Source organism: Burkholderia sp. Z1, from assembly GCF_014893795.1.
Lineage (GTDB): Bacteria > Pseudomonadota > Gammaproteobacteria > Burkholderiales > Burkholderiaceae > Burkholderia > Burkholderia theae.
Window position 1 is genome coordinate 157,177 of record NZ_JACFYL010000001.1, and the last position, 19,630, is coordinate 176,806.

The 19,630-nt window shown below is 68.6% G+C and carries 13 protein-coding genes, 1 tRNA gene, 1 pseudogene and 2 riboswitches; of the genes and pseudogenes, 2 read left to right on the forward strand and 13 right to left on the reverse strand.

Features of this window, described 5'->3' with window-relative positions; genetic code table 11:
• Window positions 1-23 precede the first annotated feature (23 nt).
• The 10 genes from H3H55_RS00685 to H3H55_RS00730 all read right to left on the reverse strand — a co-directional run bounded on the left by H3H55_RS00685 (window position 24) and on the right by H3H55_RS00730 (window position 13,252).
• The gene (locus H3H55_RS00685) at window positions 24-1,127 is read right to left on the reverse strand and encodes an ADP-heptose--LPS heptosyltransferase (protein ID WP_193097414.1); all 1,104 of its coding nucleotides are present in this window, start codon (window positions 1,125-1,127) and stop codon (window positions 24-26) included.
• Window positions 1,124-2,827, reverse strand: a complete 1,704-nt coding sequence (locus H3H55_RS00690) for a thiamine pyrophosphate-binding protein (protein WP_193097415.1) — start codon at window positions 2,825-2,827, stop codon at window positions 1,124-1,126. The genes H3H55_RS00685 and H3H55_RS00690 overlap by 4 nt, the downstream gene beginning before the upstream one ends.
• A 122-nt stretch (window positions 2,828-2,949) precedes the next feature.
• Window positions 2,950-4,338: an L-serine ammonia-lyase gene (locus H3H55_RS00695; protein WP_193097416.1), complete on the reverse strand. Its 1,389-nt coding sequence runs from the start codon at window positions 4,336-4,338 to the stop codon at window positions 2,950-2,952.
• Between the two features lie 30 nt (window positions 4,339-4,368).
• Window positions 4,369-5,511: an alginate lyase family protein gene (locus tag H3H55_RS00700; protein ID WP_048247844.1), complete on the reverse strand. Its 1,143-nt coding sequence runs from the start codon at window positions 5,509-5,511 to the stop codon at window positions 4,369-4,371.
• A gap of 151 nt (window positions 5,512-5,662) precedes the next feature.
• Complete coding sequence (gene gcvP / locus H3H55_RS00705) at window positions 5,663-8,590, reverse strand: aminomethyl-transferring glycine dehydrogenase (protein ID WP_193097417.1); 2,928 nt, start codon at window positions 8,588-8,590, stop codon at window positions 5,663-5,665.
• Window positions 8,591-8,655: 65 nt separating this feature from the next.
• Window positions 8,656-9,036 carry a glycine cleavage system protein GcvH gene (gene gcvH, locus H3H55_RS00710; protein WP_048247841.1) on the reverse strand — a complete coding sequence of 127 codons (381 nt, stop codon included), beginning with the start codon at window positions 9,034-9,036 and terminating at the stop codon, window positions 8,656-8,658.
• 116 nt (window positions 9,037-9,152) lie between these two features.
• Window positions 9,153-10,271, reverse strand: coding sequence for a glycine cleavage system aminomethyltransferase GcvT (gcvT, locus tag H3H55_RS00715; RefSeq protein WP_129513403.1), 1,119 nt, complete (start codon window positions 10,269-10,271; stop codon window positions 9,153-9,155).
• Window positions 10,272-10,355: 84 nt separating this feature from the next.
• Window positions 10,356-10,489, reverse strand: a riboswitch (glycine riboswitch).
• A gap of 31 nt (window positions 10,490-10,520) precedes the next feature.
• Window positions 10,521-10,624, reverse strand: a riboswitch (glycine riboswitch).
• A 113-nt stretch (window positions 10,625-10,737) separates the two neighbouring features.
• Window positions 10,738-11,100, reverse strand: a complete 363-nt coding sequence (locus H3H55_RS00720) for a hypothetical protein (RefSeq protein ID WP_048247837.1) — start codon at window positions 11,098-11,100, stop codon at window positions 10,738-10,740.
• A gap of 158 nt (window positions 11,101-11,258) precedes the next feature.
• A complete protein-coding gene (locus tag H3H55_RS00725; protein WP_193097418.1) occupies window positions 11,259-12,311 on the reverse strand; it encodes an oxidoreductase in 1,053 nt (350 codons plus the stop codon).
• A gap of 233 nt (window positions 12,312-12,544) precedes the next feature.
• Entirely contained in the window at window positions 12,545-13,252 is a 708-nt protein-coding gene (locus H3H55_RS00730; protein WP_193097419.1) for an SGNH/GDSL hydrolase family protein, read from the reverse strand.
• Between the two features lie 274 nt (window positions 13,253-13,526).
• Here H3H55_RS00730 and H3H55_RS00735 point away from each other — a divergent pair, with 274 nt between their 5' ends.
• The gene (locus H3H55_RS00735) at window positions 13,527-15,614 is read left to right on the forward strand and encodes a UvrD-helicase domain-containing protein (RefSeq protein WP_193097420.1); all 2,088 of its coding nucleotides are present in this window, start codon (window positions 13,527-13,529) and stop codon (window positions 15,612-15,614) included.
• A gap of 100 nt (window positions 15,615-15,714) precedes the next feature.
• Here the strand turns inward: H3H55_RS00735 and H3H55_RS00740 are convergent, their stop codons facing one another.
• The gene (locus H3H55_RS00740; protein WP_193097421.1) at window positions 15,715-16,599 is read right to left on the reverse strand and encodes a c-type cytochrome; all 885 of its coding nucleotides are present in this window, start codon (window positions 16,597-16,599) and stop codon (window positions 15,715-15,717) included.
• 252 nt (window positions 16,600-16,851) lie between these two features.
• Between H3H55_RS00740 and H3H55_RS00745 the strand changes: the two genes are divergently transcribed.
• Window positions 16,852-16,927, forward strand: a tRNA-Arg gene (locus H3H55_RS00745).
• A gap of 15 nt (window positions 16,928-16,942) precedes the next feature.
• Here the strand turns inward: H3H55_RS00745 and H3H55_RS00750 are convergent.
• Together H3H55_RS00750 and H3H55_RS37740 are read right to left on the reverse strand one after the other, a co-directional pair.
• The gene (locus H3H55_RS00750) at window positions 16,943-18,058 is read right to left on the reverse strand and encodes a tyrosine-type recombinase/integrase (protein ID WP_193097422.1); all 1,116 of its coding nucleotides are present in this window, start codon (window positions 18,056-18,058) and stop codon (window positions 16,943-16,945) included.
• Between the two features lie 65 nt (window positions 18,059-18,123).
• Window positions 18,124-18,360 (reverse strand): annotated as a pseudogene (locus tag H3H55_RS37740) (helix-turn-helix domain-containing protein); the annotation flags it as partial.
• Window positions 18,361-19,630 lie beyond the last annotated feature (1,270 nt).

Below are 19,630 nucleotides of genomic sequence, written 5' to 3' on the forward strand. Positions count from 1 at the left end.
GCCGGCTGCCGCGTGCGGTTCTCTTATCCAGTGGTGGTGGTGGTCGCCGCCGCTTCGCGCGGCGCGGGCCACGCGAGCTTATCCCAGTCGACCGCGCGATACGCGGCTTCGACTGCCGCGAGATCGTCCGGCCGCTCGCTGCGATGCATCCCGTGCAATTTGGCCGGCAGGTCGAGCGTGACCGGCACGCAATGCGGATAGTCGCGCGCGCGCAGCGCCGGCCTGATCGTCGTGAAGCAGGCGAGCGTGGGCACGTCGAAACCGTCGGCGAGATGCAGCGCGGCCGTGTCGGGCGCGAACAGCAGGCTGGCGCCCTTGACCCAGGCAATGAACCGCGCGGTGTCGGCCGCGTCGCCGCTCACGTCGACGTAAGCCGGATGCGCAACGGGCCCGAACCCGGCCACCGGCAGCCCATAGCGTTGCACGAGCATCTCCACGAACGCCGCGCGCAGCGCGGGCGGCACGCTGCGCACCGCGGTGCTCGCGTTCGCACAGAACAGCACGTACGGCCGCTGCCATGCGGCCGGCAGCGCGGGCAGCGGCAGCCGCGCGAGCCAGCGGTTGCGCTTCTCGGCGGCCGGCACGGTGGCCGGGTCGACGCCGAGCGCGTCGAGGAAGAAATCGATCATCGGCAGCCGCGCGAACGCGGGCCAGTACAGGTGATTGCCGACGTCGATGCACGGCGCGTCTGCAGGCAGCACGTCGGCGGGGCACGGCAGCGCGCGTGACGGCGCAACGACGTCGGCCGCGAGCGCATACAGCGCGTCGACATGGCGCGGTGCGCGGGCCGGCCGGTACAGCGTGAAGCGCAGGCCCGCATGCGCCGCGCGCAGTGCGGCGAGCGCGGTTAGCCCGATCACCGAATCGCCGAGCGTGACGCCCATTCCGTTGATCACGTGCACATCGCTTGCGCGGTCGTAGTCGAGCCGGAACGGCCGATGCGCGGCGTGCAGCAGGCCGAGCGCGGCCGCGGCCGGCACGTGGCCGACGGCGCGCGCATCGCCGTGCTCGATGTCGTAAGGCGCGACGAGCGTGCCGTCGGGCGCGAGCAGCGTGCCGGGGAGCACGAGCGCGTCGTCGTGCGCGAGCGCGATGCCGGGCGGCGCGCTGCGCGTGGCCACCGTCATCCGCCGCGTGCGCGGCGGCCCTGTTCGCGGATCTGTTCGAGCGTCGCGGCCGGCGTGCTGGCGTCCTGCGGGATGCGGATCTCGATCAGCGCGGGTAGCCCGCAGGTCAGCGCGCGCTCGAGCGCCGGCGCGAAATCGGCGGTGCGCTCGACCGTCTCGCCATGCGCGCCGAACGCGCGCGCATACGCGGCGAAATCGGGATTCGTGAGCCCCGTGCCATGCACGCGGCCCGGGTAGTTGCGCTCCTGATGCATGCGGATCGTGCCGAAATGCCCGTTGTTGACGACGATCGCGACGATGTTCAGCCCGTACTGCATCGCGGTCGCGAGTTCGTTGCCGGCCATCATGAAGCAGCCGTCGCCCGCAAGCGCGACGACCGCGCGCGACGGGTACAGCGACTTCGCGGCGAGCGCGGCGGGAATCCCGTAGCCCATCGCGCCGCTCGTCGGCGCGAGCTGCGAGCGGAAGTGCCGGTACGCGAAGTGGCGATGCAGCCAGATCGCGTAGTTGCCTGCGCCGTTGGTCAGGATCGCGTCGTGCGGCAGGCGCTCGCGCAGCTGCACCATCACGTCGCCGAGCTGGACGTCGCCGGGCATCGGCAGCGGCGCATGCCATTCGCGGTACGCGTGATGCGCGTCGTCGGCCGCGCCGGCCCAGGCCGGGCGCTCGGGCGCTTCGAGCGCGGCGAGCGGCGCGGCGATTTCGGGCATCCCCGACACGATCGGCAGGTCGGCCGCATACACGCGGCCGAGCTCGTCCGCGCCCTGGTGCACGTGGATCAGCGTCTGGCGTGTCTTCGGGATGTCGAGCAGCGTGTAGCCGCCGGTGGTCGCTTCGCCGAGGCGCGGCCCGATCACGAGCAGCAGGTCGGCGTCGCGGATGCGCTTCGCGAGCGCGGGGTTGATCCCGAGCCCGACGTCGCCCGCATAGTTCGGGTGCGCGTTGTCGATCGTGTCCTGGTAGCGGAACGCGCACGCGACCGGCAGTTGCCAGCGCTCGACGAAGGTGCGCAGGTTCGCGCACGCTTCGGGTGTCCAGCCGCTGCCGCCGACGATCGCGAACGGCCGTTCCGCGCGCGCGAGCCGCTCGCGCAGCTCGTCCATCTGCGCGGCGGACGGCGCCGCCGCGACGCGTTTCGCGGCCGGCACGGCGGGCTGCGCCGCGCACGCTTCGGACAGTACGTCCTCCGGCAGCGCGAGCACGACCGGGCCGGGCCGGCCGGACGTCGCGACGTGGAACGCGTGGCTCAGGTATTCGGGGATGCGGCGCGGATCGTCGATCTGCGCGACCCACTTCGCCATCTGGCCGAACATCCGGCGGTAGTCGATTTCCTGGAAGGCTTCGCGGTCGAGGTGCTCGCGCGCGCACTGGCCGACGAACAGGATCATCGGCGTCGAATCCTGGAACGCGGTGTGCACGCCGATCGACGCATGCGTTGCGCCGGGCCCGCGCGTGACGAACGCGATGCCGGGGTGGCCGGTCAGCTTGCCGACCGCCTCGGCCATGTTCGCGGCGGCCGCCTCGTGGCGGCAGACGACCGTCTGGATGCGCGCGGTGTCGTCCGCCAGCGCATCGAGTACGGCGAGGAAACTCTCGCCCGGCACGCAGAACACGCGTTCGACGTGATTGGCGAGCAACGCATCGACGAGCAGTCGCGCACCGGTGGTGGCGCGCGGCTCGAGATCCTTGGAATGCGACATGGGCTGCCGTCTCCCTGGGTAGCGGGACGTACAGCTTACGCCCGTTGGCGGGGCGCTGAATAGTGTCGGAACGAACAGGTTGACGGCGCGACGCAACGAGCGAGCGCGCCGCCGTTACCGCATCAGCACTCGACGATATTGACCGCGAGGCCGCCGCGCGACGTTTCCTTGTACTTCGTCTTCATGTCGGCGCCCGTCTCGCGCATCGTCTTGATCACGGAGTCGAGAGACACGTAGTGCGAGCCGTCGCCGCGCAGCGCCATGCGCGCCGCGTTGACGGCCTTCACCGACGCCATCGCGTTACGCTCGATGCACGGGATCTGCACCATCCCGCCGACCGGGTCGCAGGTGAGGCCGAGGTTGTGTTCCATCCCGATTTCGGCCGCGTTCTCGACCTGGTGCGGCGTGCCGCCGAGCACGGCCGCGAGCGCGCCGGCCGCCATCGAGCACGCGACGCCCACTTCGCCCTGGCAGCCGACTTCCGCGCCCGAGATCGACGCGTTGAGCTTGTAAAGAATGCCGATCGCGGCGGCCGTCAGCAGGAAGTCGATCACGCCCTGTTCGTTCGCGCCGGGCGTGAAGCGCGTGTAGTAGTGCAGCACGGCCGGGATGATGCCGGCCGCGCCGTTGGTCGGCGCGGTGACGACGCGGCCGCCTGCCGCGTTTTCCTCGTTGACCGCGATCGCATACAGGTTGATCCAGTCGATCATCGACAGCGGGTCCTGCAGCGCGCGCTCCGGGCTTCCCGTCAGCGTGCGGTACAGTTGCGGCGCGCGGCGCTTGACCTGGAACGGGCCGGGCAGGTTGCCGTCGGCATCGGGGTTGCCGATCCCGCAGCCGCGCGACACGCACGACTGCATCACGGCCCAGATCTTCAGCAGCCCGTCGCGCGTCTCGTCCTCGGTGTGCCACGCGCGCTCGTTTTCCCACATCAGCTGCGCGATCGACTTGCCGGTCGATTCGGTCAGCGCGAGCAGCTCCGCGCCGGTGCGGAACGGGTGCGTCATCTGCTCGGCCGCGCTCAGCACCTTCGTGTTCGGCGCGCCGGCCGTCACGACGAAGCCGCCGCCGACCGACAGGTAGGTGCGCTCGATCAGCACCGCGCCGTTCGCGTCGCTCGCGCGCAGCTTCATGCCGTTCGGGTGCTCGGGCAGCGCCTGGCGGTAGAACGCGATGTTCTCCTTCAGCACGAACGGCACCGGATGCGTGCCGAGCAGCGCGAGCTTCTTCGATTTGCGGACTTCTTCAAGCCGCACGTCGATGGTTTCGGGATCGACGGTGTCGGGCGCGTCGCCGAGCAGGCCGAGCATCACGCCGCGGTCGGTGCCGTGGCCCTTGCCGGTCGCGCCGAGCGAGCCGTACAGCTCGACCTTCACGTGGGCGGTCGCGTCGAGCAGCCCGTCGCGCTCGAGGCTCTGGACGAACATCAGCGCCGCGCGCATGGGTCCGACCGTATGCGAGCTGGACGGGCCGATGCCGATCTTGAAGAGGTCAAACACGCTGACTGCCATTTCGATTCCTGCCTTGCTTTAAGAGTAGTACTAGCGCGCCTGCAATGGCAGGCACGCGGCGAGCCATGCGGGCGGCGTTGGGGAGAGTTGCTGCGCGACGCGGGCATAACGCCCGTCGAGCCGCGCGGCCAGATGAAAGAGTTCGGTGGCGTTTTTCGGGTCCCACTGCCCCGTGTAGCCCGGCAGGCCGGCCTCGCGACGCTTCGCGTCGAACGGCACCGGCGAATTCACGAATTCCTCGTGAGTCTTCTCGCCGAGCGCATAGGGCACGAGCCAGTCGAGCGCGGCGGCGAGCGTCGCGCCGTTCGCGCCCCGTTCGCGCAGCCAGTTGCGGTTGAAGCGGCGCGCGGCGAGCGCGGCCGTCACCAGCGGCTGCAGGTCGTAGACGGCGTAGTGCAGCGCATCGCGCTCCTCGAAGTCCCACGTCTTGCCGTCCGGGCCGATGTTGTCGGCGAGATGCTCGACGAACAGCCGCTGCGCGGCGTTCATCATCTTGCGGTCGCCGAGCGTGAACGCGGACAGCGCGATCAGCTTGATCCGGTGGCTTTGCCAGTTGTTGCGCCACGTGCCGGTGAGCGGGCGCTTCTGCGCATCGATCTGCGCGACATAACCGGCGCCGAGCTTCGCGATGAACGCGGCCGTCGCGTTGCGGGTCTTCACCGGCAGCGCGCTCGCCGTCATGTCGTACGCGACGATCAGGCTTTCGAAGCGCGTCTCGTCGATCGGATTGAAACTCGGCTGGTAGGTCGCGACCCACGCGGACAGGAACCGGTCGACGAGCTGCAGATAGCGCGGTGCGTTCGTCACGCGCCACGCGAGCGCCGCGTCGCGCATCAGGTCGAGGTCCTTCAGCGCGGCCGCGCTCTGGTCGTAGATACCTTCGTGCGGCAGCGTGCCCTCGGTGTGCACGCGCGGCATCGCCTTCGGCTGCTCGCCGATGCGCGCGTCGACGCTGCGGATCAGCGCCTGCACGCCCGGCTCGGCCTGCGTTGTCTCGCTCGCCTGCAGTGCCGGCGCCGCGCAGAAATTCATCGCCGCGCGCGCGCTGCCGGCCGCGCCGAGGCCGGCAGCGGCGAACGACAAGGACGCGACGAGCATCGGCACGAAGCGGCGCGCATGCGTGCGCGGCCGCCCCTGCATTGCACCATGGCCCGGAAACATCGGACGCACCATGCGGAACTCCTTCATTGGCTGGATCGCGTGTGATGTTAGCCGGATTGGCGGACGAACGTGAACCGGTTCGAGCGGCGAACGCAAAAACCGCACGCAACACGGAGTTGCGTGCGGTGCGATCACCATCGGACGGCTCCGGACCTGGCGCGCGTTATGCGTATTCCGACATCGGCACGCAGGAGCAGAACAGGTTGCGGTCGCCGTAGACGTTGTCCGCGCGGCCGACCGGCGGCCAGTACTTGTTCGTGCCGAGCGATGCGACCGGGTACGCAGCCTGCTCGCGCGAGTACGCGTGCGGCCATTCGTTCGCGGTGACGACGGCCGCCGTGTGCGGCGCGTGACGCAGCGGGTTGTCCTCGCGATCGGCGCGGCCTTCCTCGACCGCGCGGATTTCGTCGCGGATCGCGATCATCGCGGCGATGAAGCGGTCGAGCTCTTCCTGCGATTCCGATTCGGTCGGCTCGACCATCAGCGTGCCCGGCACCGGGAAGCTCATCGTCGGCGCGTGGAAGCCGTAGTCCATCAGGCGCTTCGCGACGTCGTCGACGCTGATGCCGCTCGTTTCCTTGATCGGACGCAGGTCGAGAATGCATTCGTGCGCGACCAGCCCGCCCGGGCCCGAGTACAGCACCGGGTAGTGCGGCGCGAGACGCTTCGCGATGTAGTTCGCGTTGAGGATCGCGGTTTCCGTCGCGGCGGTCAGGTTCTTCGCGCCCATCATCGCGATGTACATCCACGAGATCGGCAGGATCGACGCCGAGCCGTACGGGGCGGCCGACACCGCGCCGATGCCGTTTTCGTCGCGCGAGTAGCCGGTCGAACGCTGGTTCGGCAGGAACTTCGCGAGGTGCGCGCCGACCGCGACCGGGCCGACGCCCGGGCCGCCGCCGCCGTGCGGGATGCAGAAGGTCTTGTGCAGGTTCAGGTGCGATACGTCGCCGCCGAACTGGCCCGGTGCGGTCAGGCCGACCATCGCGTTCATGTTCGCGCCGTCGACGTACACCTGGCCACCGTGCGCATGGACGATCTCGCAGATCTCGCGGACGTTCTGCTCGAACACGCCGTGCGTCGACGGATACGTGATCATGATCGCCGCGAGGTCCTTCGAGTGCTCGTCGGCCTTCGCCTTCAGGTCCGCGATGTCGACGTTGCCCTGCGCGTCGCACGCGACGACCACGACCTTCATGCCGGCCATGTGCGCGGATGCCGGGTTCGTGCCGTGCGCGGACGCCGGGATCAGGCAGATGTCGCGGTGGCTTTCGCCGCGCGATGCGTGGTACGCGTGGATGATCAGCAGGCCCGCGTACTCGCCCTGCGAGCCCGCGTTCGGCTGCAGCGACACGGCTGCGTAGCCGGTGGCCGCGACGAGCATCTGCTCGAGCTGGTCGATCATCTCGCGGTAGCCGACGGTCTGCTCGGCCGGTGCGAACGGGTGGATGCCGCCGAATTCGGGCCACGTGACGGGCAGCATTTCCGACGTCGCGTTCAGCTTCATCGTGCACGAGCCGAGCGGGATCATCGAGCGGTCGAGCGCGAGATCCTTGTCCGACAGGCTGCGCAGGTAGCGCAGCATTTCGGTTTCGGAATGGTGGCGGTTGAACACGTGGTGCGTCAGGTACGCGCTCGTGCGCTCGAGGCCGGCCGGCAGCGCGGCGACGCCGCCGAGGCCCGCGTCCAGCGCGTCGACGGCCGGTGCGGTGCCGCCGGCTGCCTGCGCGAACACGGCGAGTAGATCGGCGAGGTCGTCGCGCGTCGTCGTTTCGTCGACCGACACGCCGACTTGCGTGTCGCTCACGCGGCGCAGGTTGATGCGCTTCGCCTTCGCGAATTCATGAACCTGCGCGGTGCGCGCGCCGGTGTCGATCGTCAGCGTGTCGAAGAACGTGTCGTTGACGGTCGCGAAGCCGAGCTGCTTCACGCCGGCGGCGAGCAGCGCCGCGATGCGGTTCACGCGCAGCGCGATCGTCTTCAGCCCGTGCGGACCGTGGTAGACCGCGTACATGCTGGCCATGATCGCGAGCAGCGCCTGCGCGGTACACACGTTCGACGTCGCCTTCTCGCGGCGGATGTGCTGTTCGCGCGTCTGCAGCGCGAGGCGCAGCGCGGGCTTGCCCTGCGCGTCGACGGTCACGCCGACGAGGCGGCCCGGCATCTGGCGCTTGAATTCGTCGCGCACCGCGAGATACGCGGCGTGCGGGCCACCGAAGCCCATCGGCACGCCGAAGCGCTGCGTGTTGCCGATCGCGACGTCCGCGCCCCATTCGCCGGGCGGCGTCAGCACGGTGAGCGCGAGCAGGTCGGCCGCGACCACCACGTGGCCGCCGGCTGCGTGGATCGCGTCGGTGAGCGCGCGGTAGTCGCGCACGTCGCCGTTCACGCCCGGGTATTGCAGCAGCACGCCGAACGCGTTGGCTTGTGCGGCGTCGGCGGCCGGGCCCGTCTTGACTTCGATGCCGACCGGCAGCGCGCGCGTGCGGATCACTTCGAGCGTCTGCGGCAGCACGTCGTCGGCAACGTAGAACACGTTCGACGTCGGCTTGCCGGTGCGCTGCAGCAGCGTCATCGCTTCGGCCGCGGCGGTGGCCTCGTCGAGCAGCGACGCGTTCGAGATCGCGAGGCCCGTGAGGTCGGCCACCATCTGCTGGAAGTTCAGGAGCGCCTCGAGGCGACCCTGGGAAATTTCGGGCTGGTACGGCGTGTAGGCCGTGTACCAAGCCGGGTTTTCGAGCACGTTGCGCAGGATGACGGCCGGCGTGTGCGTGTCGTGGTAACCCTGACCGATATACGAGCGGAACACCTGGTTCTTGTCCGCGAGAACACGCAGCGCGGCGAGGGCTTCGGCCTCGCTCTTCGGCTGCGCGAACGGGCCGAGCGGCAGCGTTTCGGCGCGGCGGATCGAGGCCGGGATCACGGCGTCCATCAGGGCGGCGCGCGACGCAAAGCCGAGCGTGTCGAGCATGGCCTGCTGGCTGGCGGCGTCGGGGCCGATGTGGCGTTCGGCGAACGCGTCGTGCGTTTCGAGCGCGGCGAGCGAGAGGGGCGTGCGGTTCATCAGGCGGTCCGGGTGTTCGAGCTTCATGGCGTGACTCTGGTCCCGCGCGGGACGGGGCGGCTGACCGGCCCCGCGCGGTTCGGGTAAGGAAATTAGTCGATCAGCTTGGAGTAGGCGGCAGCGTCGAGCAGGCTGTCGGTCGATGCGCCGGCCGCGAGCTTGACCTTGAACAGCCACGTGTCGTACGCGTCGCTGTTCACCTCTTCCGGCGTGTCGACTGCGTCCGCGTTGATCGCGACCACCTCGCCCGACACCGGCGAATAGATGTCCGACGCGGCTTTCACGGATTCGACGACGCCGATCGCGTCGCCTGCCTTCACTTGCTTGCCGACGGGCGGCAGTTCGAGGAAAACGATGTCGCCGAGCGTGTTCTGCGCGTGATCGGTGATGCCGATCGTCAGCGTGCCGTCGGCTTCAGTGCGGATCCACTCGTGTTCGTCGGTGTACTTCAGATCGGCCGGGACGTTGCTCATCGGATGCTCCTGATAAAAGGGGTTTGTTCGTTTTGCTGGCGCGCCACCGGGGCACGCCGGGTGTGGTTGCGCCGGGCGCCATCTCCCGGCTTCCCGGGAGGCAGGCCCCCCGGCCGTTACGCAGCGAGGACCTTGCCGTTGCGCACGAACGGCAGTTTTACCACGCGCGCGGGAAGATTCTTGTCTCGAATTTGCACCTGGATCGTGTCGCCGATCTGGACGGCTGCCGGCACGCGTGCGAACGCGATCGATTCCTGCATCGACGGCGAGAACGTGCCGCTCGTGATTTCGCCTTCGCCGTGCGGCGTGACGACCTTCTGGTGTGCGCGCAGCACGCCGCCCGCCTTGCCGTTTTCCTTTTGCAGGATCAGGCCGACGAATGCGGCGCGCGAGCCGTCGCGCTCGAGCGCGGCGCGGCCGACGAAGTCGCGCGGCGCGCTGAGGTCGACCGTCCATGCGAGGCCCGCGTCGAGCGGGGAGACGTTGTCGTCCATGTCCTGGCCGTACAGGTTCATGCCGGCCTCGAGGCGCAGCGTGTCGCGCGCGCCGAGCCCGCACGGGCGCACGCCGTTTTGCTGCAGTGCGTGCCACAGCGCTTCGACGTGCACGGCCGGGACGATCACCTCGAAGCCGTCTTCACCGGTATAGCCGGTGCGCGCGATGGTGAGATCGCCGAACGGCGTGCCGGCGACCTGCGCGGCGTTGAACGGCTTCAGTTCGCTCGTCGCGGCGCGCGCGGCGGGCACCGTCGCCCAGGCCTTTTCGCGGGCGTTCGGGCCCTGTACGGCGACGATCGCGAAATCGCGGCGCGGCGCGATCGTGAGGCCGTAGCCGCCTTGCTCGTTCAGCTGGTTGAACCACGCGATGTCTTTCTCGGCGGTGCCGGCGTTGACGACGACGCGGAAGAAGTCTTCGGTGAAGTAATAGACGATCAGGTCGTCGATGACGCCGCCCTGCGGATTGAGCAGGCACGAGTAGAGTGCCTTGCCGGGCGTCTTGAGCTTGCCGACGTTGTTCGCGATCGCATGCTCGAAGAACGCGCGCACGCGGCTGCCGGTGAAATCGACGACGCACATGTGCGACACGTCGAACATGCCGGCGTCGGTGCGCACGGCTTCATGTTCTTCGATCTGCGAGCCGTAGTTGACGGGCATGTCCCAGCCGCCGAAGTCGACCATGCGGGCATTGAGCGCGCGGTGCGCGGCGTTGAGCGGGGTGTGATTCAGTGCAGTCATCGAGGCCTCAGGCAAGGCGCTTGCGCGCGGATCAGAACGGCCATGTGCCGTCCGCCGCGGCGCATGGCGCGCGAGCGATCCGGTACATGCCCCTCTGTCCTCGATACCTGAGAGATTGCGTTGCGGGCCAAGCCCGGTGAACGCGCGCCCCTTCGGTGGGCAGCTTGCCCGCGCAGCATGTGCGCAGCGGGCTACTGCCGCTCTCCAGAGTGCGGGGAGTGCGGCCCGCGCAATGCGCGGACGGGATTCCCCGACGCGGTCGGTCCTTTTGCCTGAGAGTTTGCGGGTGTGCCCCTTCGGCGGCGCGACCGGCGTTTCAGCAACGCGGTCACACGCTCTCCCGACGCGTGCGGGCGACTGTACGCGAGCAGGTTGGCCTTGTCAATTTGAGCAAAAGAATGTCGCTTCGCGACAAGCGGCGGCAGCGCGTGCCGCCGCTTTTTCCGCTCCGGCGGGCGCCGGTGCGTTACTCGCCGATCGCGCGCGCGGCCGTGTCGAGTTCCTGGTTCAGCACGCGCTGCTCGTCGCCGGACAGGCCGCCGCTGTGCTGCGCCGACATGTCGTTCGCTTCCTGGCGGATCACGTCGAGGCGATGGTGAAGCTGCGCGCCATAGGGCGGCGGATAGTAGCCGCCGTTCACGCGCGCATCGATGCGGCGGTGCAGGTTGTCGATCCGGCCCTGGATCTGTTGCATCCGCTCGTTCGCGACGACTTGCGGATTCGGCCGCGGCGGGGGGGCCGGACGGACCGGTTGCTGCGGCTGCACGATACAGGCCGCGAGCGAGGAAACCAGGGCGCAGCACACTGCCGCGCGAATCAACCGTTGCATCAACATTCTCCTGACGGATTGGTGTCGGATCGACTTTTTTTAAGAAACGCGTCAGACCGGTCACCCGCTGACTTTCGTTCCCCCGGCATTTGTAACCGAATGTTCCGATTGATCCAAGCGCGGCGTGCCGGCCGGCCGCAACCGGCCGGCGCGCGGTGTCAGACCGTGCGACGTACGAACGGCAGCCGGCGGCCGTCGTGCTCGCTCTGCGCGGCCAGCTCGATGATCGTCATCACGTCGACGGCGTCCTGCGCGGTGACCGGGAACGGCGCGCCGTCGCGGATCGATGCGGCGAGCGCGCGGTAGAACTCCGCGTACTGGCCGTCGAGCGTCGGCACCGGGCGCTCGACCTCGAGGTCGCCGTCGAGCACGCGCAACAGGCCGGGCGGGTTGCCGCCGCCGAATTCGACGTCGTCCGCGGTGAGGCCGGCCTTGAGCTGGTCCTCCTGCGTGTCGAGCCCGAACTTCTGGTAGCTGCCGCGCGTGCCGTGCAGCGTGAAGCGCGCGGGTTCGATCGCCGACAGCGCACTCGCATGCAGCGCGACGTCCTTGTCCGGATAACCGAGCAGCAGGTGCACGAAGTCGGGTGCCGTGCCGTTCTCGCGGCGCGTCTTGACGGTCGCGGCCACCGTTTCCGGCAGGCCGAACAGCGCGAGCGCCTGATCGATCAGGTGCGGGCCGAGGTCGAGCAGCAGGCCGCCGCCGCGGGCGGGCTCCTCGCGCCAGCGCGTGCGCGGCGTCGGCCGGAAGCGGTCGAAGTGCGATGCGAAGTAGGTCAGGCGGCCGAGCTCGCCCGATTCGACGACGCGGCGCACGGTGAGGAAATCGCCGTCCCAGCGGCGGTTGTGGAACGGCGCGAACAGCCGGCTGCGCGCGTTCGCGAGCCGGGCGAGCGCGAGCGCCTCGTCGGCGGTGAGCGTGACGGGCTTGTCGACGACCGCGTGCCGGCCGGCTTCGAGCACCTTGCGGGCGAGCGTGAAGTGCGTGTCGTTCGGCGTGGCGATCACCACGCACTCGATGTCGTCGAGGCCGAGCAGCGCGTCGAGGTCGGGGACGACGCGCGCGCCCGGGTACGCGGCTTGCGCGCGCTCGGGCTGACCCGTCGCGATCGCGGCCACTTCGGTGCGGCCGCTCGTGGCGATCACGGGCGCGTGGAACGTCGCGCCGGCGAAACCGAAACCCATCAAACCAATCCTGAGCAATGACGACATGGCAATCCCTGGCTACGAAGGAAACTAAAGGATGGCGCGCCGAGGCGGCGCGAAGACGACCGGCTATTTTGGCATGGCGCCGCCGCTTGCACCGGGGCGTTGGGCGAAACGCGCGGGAGGGCGCGGCGCGTGCACAAGGGAAGCCGGCATTTTGCGCAGGCCCGCGCGCCGGGTGCACATGGCCGGCTGCCCGGTGGCGCGGCGGGCGGTCGGTGCGCGGGCGTCGTGCCGCGTCACGCGGGTGCCCGCCGCAGCACGGCGGCCGCGACCTGCTCGGCCCAGACGGCGCAGGCGGCTTCGCCTGGATGGAAGCCGTCGGCGGCCATCAGGTGGCGTTCGAGCGGCAGCGCCACCCGCAGGAACGTGCAGTGCGGCTGCGTGGCGGCCCAGCCGGTGAGCGCGGCGTTGAGCCGCTTCGCGCGCCGCCCGAGATACCACGCGAGCGGCTGCGGCAGCGCCGGAAAGCGCTCCATCGGCGGCACCGCCGACAGGATCGCGTGCCCGACCTGGAAGCGCCCGGCGAGCAGCCGGACGAGTTCGGCCTGCTGCGCCTGCCAGCGGGCCGGCGGCACGCCGCCCGTCACGTCGTTGACGCCGAGCGACGTCACGGCCACGTCGAACGGTTCGGCCGGCTCGGCGGCCAGCCAGTCGACGAGCTCCCGCGTGGTGAGGCCCGTGCGCGCGAGCAGCTTCCAGCTCACGCGGTGCGTGGCCGCCAGCGCACGCGCCAGGTGCCCGGACAGCGCGTCGTGCTGCGTCGCGACGCCGACGCCCGCGGCGGCCGAATCGCCGACCACCAGCACGCGCAGCGGCGGGCCGTCGCCGGCAACCCCCTCGCGCGGGCCGGCCGCCTCGGGCAGCCGCGGCGTGACGCGACGCACGTAGCGCCCCTGCGCGAACAGCAGCGGGCCGAGAGCGGCGGTGGCGAGCGGGTATCCCATGGTGTCGATCCGGTGGTTGATGCGGGCTGGCGCGAGGCGCCGCCGAGGGTGTGCATATTGTGGCCGATCGATGCGCGAACGGGGCCGGATTGGCCGAACGGACAGGGTGCGGCCGGGCGGTACGCCCGCTCGGCCCCGTCCGGCGGCGCTCCCGAAATGCGCGCCGCCGACGTGTTAACATGCGCGTCCTGCCTGCGGTCTGCCTGCTTCGCCAGCCTGCCGCGCACGGCATCCTCCCGGCGCTCCGCCGTCAACCGCAACACCATCCGCCATCATGTCCGCAGGCCTCAATCCCGCCCAGAACGAAGCGGTGCGCTACCTCGACGGTCCCTGTCTCGTGCTCGCCGGCGCGGGCAGCGGCAAGACCCGCGTGATCACGCAGAAGATCGCGCACCTGATCGAAGCGAAAGGTTTCGAGCCGCGCCACATCGCCGCCGTCACGTTCACGAACAAGGCGGCCGCCGAAATGCGCGAGCGCGTGGGGAAGCTGCTCGAGGGCAAGACGCTCACCACGCCCGGCAAGGAAGGCCGCAAGGTACCCGTCAACCAGCTCACCGTCTGCACATTCCACTCGCTCGGCGTGCAGATCCTGCGCCAGGAGGCCGAGCACGTCGGCCTGAAGCCGCAGTTTTCGATCATGGATTCGGACGACTGCTTCGGGATGATCCAGGAGCAGCTCGGCACGACCGACAAGGGGCTGATCCGCAAGATCCAGAGCATCATCTCGCTGTGGAAGAACGGCCTGATCATGCCCGACGAGGCGATGGCGATCGCGGCCAACGAGGACGAGCATCAGGCCGCGCTGGTCTACCGCAACTACGTCGCGACGCTGCATGCGTACCAGGCGGTCGACTTCGACGACCTGATCCGCCTGCCCGCCGAGCTGTTCGCGAAGAACGAGCAGGTGCGCGACCGCTGGCAGAACAAGCTGCGCTACCTGCTGATCGACGAATACCAGGACACCAACGCGTGCCAGTACGAGCTGCTGAAGCAGCTCGCGGGCCCGCGCGCCGCGTTTACGGCGGTCGGCGACGACGACCAGGCGATCTACGGCTGGCGCGGCGCGACGCTCGAGAACCTCGCGCAGCTCGGCAAGGATTTCCCGAAGCTGCACCTGGTCAAGCTGGAGCAGAACTACCGGTCGACGGTGCGGATCCTGACCGCCGCCAACAACGTGATCGCGAACAACCCGAAGCTGTTCGAGAAGAAGCTGTGGTCCGAGCACGGGATGGGCGATTCGATCACCGTCACGCCGTGCAACGACGAGGAACATGAAGCCGAATCGGTCGTGTTCCGGCTGTCCGCGCACAAGTTCGAGCGGCGCGCGCAGTTCCGCGACTACGCGATCCTGTACCGCGGCAACTTCCAGGCGCGGATCTTCGAGCAGGTGCTGCGGCGCGAGCGGATCCCGTACGTGCTGTCGGGCGGCCAGTCGTTCTTCGACAAGGCCGAGATCAAGGATCTGTGCGCGTACCTGCGGCTGATCGCGAACGCCGACGACGATCCCGCGTTCATCCGCGCGGTCACGACGCCGCGCCGCGGGATCGGCAACACGACGCTCGAAGCGCTCGGCTCGTTCGCGGGCCAGGCCAAGGTGTCGCTGTTCGAAGCCGTGTACATGGGCGGGATCGAGGCGCGGCTGTCCGCGCGTCAGATCGAGCCGCTGCGCATGTTCTGCGACTTCATCCAGCGCCTGACCGATCGCGCGGACAAGGAACCCGCCACCGTCGTGCTCGACGACATGATGGAAGCGATCCACTACGAGGCCTACCTGTACGACGCGTTCGACGAGCGGCAGGCGCAGTCGAAGTGGCAGAACGTACTCGAATTCCTCGAATGGCTGAAGCGCAAGGGCACGAAGCCGGAGACGGCGGCCGTCGACGGCGAGGCCGAAGGTTTCCACAACGCGGACGGGCTCGCCGATACGGGCAAGAACCTGCTCGGCCTGATCCAGACCGTCGCGCTGATGTCGATGCTCGAGGGCAAGGACGAGGATCCGGACGCCGTGCGGCTGTCGACCGTCCATGCGTCGAAGGGGCTCGAGTATCCGCACGTGTTCCTCGTCGGCGTCGAGGAGGGCATCATGCCGCACCGCGGCGGCAGCGAGGACGACGGCCCGATCGACAACGAGCGGATCGAGGAGGAGCGCCGGCTGATGTACGTCGCGATCACGCGCGCGCAGCGCAGCCTGCACCTGAACTGGTGCAAGAAGCGCAAGCGGGCGCGCGAGACGGTCGTGTGCGAACCGTCGCGCTTCATCCCCGAGATGGGGCTCGACGAAGCGCCGCCGCCGACGCCGGAAGAAGCACCGATGTCGCCGAAGGACCGGCTCGCGAGCCTGAAGGCGTTGCTGCAGAAGTGATGCGGCGGGCGCCGTCGGGCGTACGCGGCCCGGCGATCCTGCAAAACAAAACCCCCGCGATGCGCGTGCGTCGCGGGGGTTTTTTACTGGCCGGCCGGCGTTACTTCGACGCGTTGACCATGTAGTCGACGGCCGCCTTCACGTCGGCGTCCGACGCGGTCGACCCGCCCTTCGGCGGCATCGCGCCCTTGCCGTGCAGCGCGTAGTTGTAGACCGTATCCATCGAGTCCTTCAGGCGCGGCGCCCAGTCTTCCTTGCTGCCGAACTTCGGCGCGCCGAGCACGCCTGCCGCGTGGCAGGCCTGGCAGGTCGACGTGTACAGCGCCTTGCCGGCGGTTGCCGCATCGGCGCTGGCCGGTGCGGCGGCGGGCTGTTCGCCGGGCTTCGGGAGCGCGGCGATCGCAGCCATCGCGGCGGCGGCCTGCGCGTTCGACGCGTCGGCGCCCGATGCGGCGGCGCCGGCGGCGGGTGCCGCGTTGGCGGCCGGTGCGGCCGGTTCGGGGAAGTTCGCGCCGTCGTTGTTCGCCATGTAGACGATCGCGCGGGCGATTTCATAGTCGCTGACGTCGTCGGGGCTCGTGCCGCCGCGCGGCGGCATCGCGCCCTTGCCGGACAGGGCCGTTTTCAGCAGCGTGTCGAAGCCTTGCGAGATGCGCGGCGCCCAGTCGTCCTTGTTGCCGAACTTCGGCGCGCCGGCGGCACCCGTGCCGTGGCAGGTCACGCAGACGGCCTTGTAGACCTCCTCGCCTGTCTTGAACGTGCGGGGCGCGTTGGCGTCCTTCACGTCGACTTGCGCGAGCGGTGCGATACGCGCGGCGACCTGCTCGTCGGATAGTGCGTCCGTGCCGGCGCCGGAACGGAGCGCATGGTTCGCATAGTTGGCGAGCAGGATGATCAGGACGATCGGAATCGCGAACGACGCGATGATGACGGCAATCAGCTGCCCGGGGGTTTTGACGGGAGATTCGTGGGATGCTTCGCTCATGCTTGCCTCGTCTCCATGAATAGGAATTGTGAGCGCGGTGCAACGGCAAAATGGCAGTCCAATGAAGCTCGGACGATTATAGACGGAACGTTTACATCACGGCGAGCGGCACGATGGCGCGTGTTTACCCGCACGCAGCGGGCCCCGACGGGGATTCGGCGGGCAAGGTGGACGCGTCATGGGAAACCGGGTATCCTTGCCGTCTTGCCAATTGTGGGCGGCCTGTATATTGGGGTCGCTTCACTGTCTCACGCGCCCGTAGCTCAATGGATAGAGTACTGCCCTCCGAAGGCAGGGGTTGCTGGTTCGATCCCAGCCGGGCGCGCCAAGTCTAGTCAGGCTCTCAGCGGTTTTCTCCCGTCGTCGCACAGTTTCGTTGCAGCTGAATTGCAGCTGGCATCGGTGCGGGCTCGGCCGTCAGCGGCGTGACCCATTGCGCCAGGTGATCCGCCGACAGGTGCGCATACCGCTGCACCATTTCCATCGTTTCCCATCCGCCCAGTTCCTTGAGGACCTGCAGCGGCGTGCCGCGCTGCACGTGCCAGCTCGCCCAGGTGTGACGCAGGTCGTGCCAGCGGAAGTCGCGCAGGCCGGCGCGCTGCAGCGCCTTGGCCCATGCGGCCGTGGCCGTCTGATAGACCGCCTTGCCGCGATACGTGAACACGCTGTCCGCGTATTCCGGCGCCCGCGGGTTCGCGCGCTGGCGCTGCAGCACGGCGATCGCGGTATCCGACAGCGGCACCGTGATCGCCTTGCGCGCCTTCGCCTGGTCCGGGTGGATCCACGCGACGCGCCGCGCAAGGTCGACTTGCGACCACTGCAACCCGGTCACGTTCGAGCGGCGAAGCCCCGTCTCCAGCGCGAAGCGCGCCAACTCGGGCAGGTGATCGGGCCGCTCGGCGATCAACCGTTCGGCCTGGGTCTGCGTCAGCCAGCGGATCCGCTTCTGCACGACTTTCGCGCGCTTCGTGACCGGCACGCGGTCCAACCATTCCCACTCGACGGCCGCGTTCAGCACCGCCTTCAGCACGCCGACCACGCGCGTCACGGTGCCTGCGCTGACGCACTGGTCGGTGGTCACGATCCCGCCCTTCGTGCGGATCACTTTCGGCTCCCGCCGCTTGGCGAGCGCGATCGCGTCGATGCGGTTGCGGTCGATGTCGGCCAGCGCGACGCCAGAAAGGTGTTGGTCGAGCCAGCGTAGGTGCGTTTTCGACGTCTCCAGGCTCGACAGCCCTTCGCGGTCGCTGATGTAGCGCACGACCGCGTCGTTCCCGGTGTAGCGCGGCTTGTGGCCGAGCCGCGCCTGGTTCCACAGATCGACCTTCGGCCGGTCGTGAAGCTCTTCCGCCTGGGCTTTGTTGCTGGTGCCAGTGCTGCCCTGTACGACCGGACCACCGCCAGGCGGGGTGAGACGGTAATACCAGTTGGGACTGTTACTGCGTTTATAGAGCGACATGATTCCAATTTCTCCTGCGGGTCGCCCTGCACAACTCGCGGAATCCATTCTCCGGCGAGGTAGCGCTGCAGGGCAACCGTCGAAAACATGCAGCGCTTGCCGACCTTCCGACCAGGCAGCGCGCCGGCCTTCGCTTTCAGACGCACCGTTTCGGGATGCGCGCCAAGCAGCACGGCGGCTTGCTCGAGGTTGATCGTGTTCATCGATTCACCGTTTTTGTAGTGGCGCGGGGGAGGCACACGCAGCGCAACTCGGGGATTGGGGGGGGGCAAAAAATGGCTCGTAACTTGTTGATTTGACATGAATTTCCTTGCCCCTATTGATCCTCAATTAAACGGGGCGCCCCCTTCTAATTGGGGGCCTAAAAAATAGGCAGCGTCCGCGATTGGGGGCAAAACGGGCACGACTCGGGGCATTGCGTTTGGGTCGATTCCTTGCCTCTCTTCGTATTCTTTCTTCTTCTTTTTCAATGAATTAGAGAGAGAAGAGGAAGGGGCGACCGCGGCCGGCGCAAAAATCGGACTAGGGGCAAAATCGATGCAACTAGGGGCAAATGCGAGGCAATGCGGGGCGGGTGCGCGAGGTGAACGACTGGCTCGGCGTCGAGGTTGTGCGGTTCAAGGACTTCGAGATACCGAAGGGCTGACGCCCGAGGGCACACCTGGCAAAGCAAAGCCGCCGGGCACTTCGGTGCCGGCGGCTTTTTTGCGTCCGTCGCCTGGGCGCGGCCCCGGCGGATTAGAGCGCCTCAGGGCGGCCGCCGCCTAGATGCACCCAAGGGGTCGGGCCAGCCCGTCGCAGGGCCGTGGCGGGTCGCCTGACGCGCCTGAGGCGCCACCCCAAGAGCCGGACCCTGCTCCTGGGATGACGATTCAGACCCGGCCCGCGCAGTTGTGACCCCGCCCCACCTGCCCGTAAAAATGAACGGTTTTTATGCAGTAAGCGCCAGGCGCTCGGGGCCGCCCGGTGCGGATCGTGCGGAGACCGGCGGCCCGATTCCTCTATGCACTTTTATGCGCCTTGGTTATGCAGTCTCAGCATGGCCGATGCTTCGCCGGTCCTCGGCGGGGCCGTAAAACTCGGTGTAATGCCCGCAGGTGCTGCACATTACACGGTCTCCGGCGAGTCGCGGATCCGGGACGTAGTGACAATTCGTGGTTGCGTCGGAGTAGGAGCGGTAGTCGGCGAGCTTCAGTAACCGGCCGCAGTCGTGGTTTCGGCAGGTGACGTACTCGGGACGACGTTGGAAGAGTTTTGCCATTTCGGTTTCCAATAAGTTGTCGAGGATTCCGATCGTAGCCGCAGATTTTTTCGCGTCGCGGCGCCGTTTTCCTAAGCACTGCAAACGGCTCCCCTTGCGCCGCCGCGCGGTCCCCTCCCCGCCTGCGGGCTTCGCTTGGCAGGGCGGTTTTAGTGCACCAGGCCGAGAGGCTTGGCGGCCCTCGTGGCGCGAGGCTCCGGGCAATTCGTGACGCGCGGAAATCGTGCGTTTTGCTGCGCGACGATGCGAATTTATGCACCTTAGTTAGGTGGCCTTGGCGCGCCTCCTGCGCTTTCGCCCGTATTCGTGCA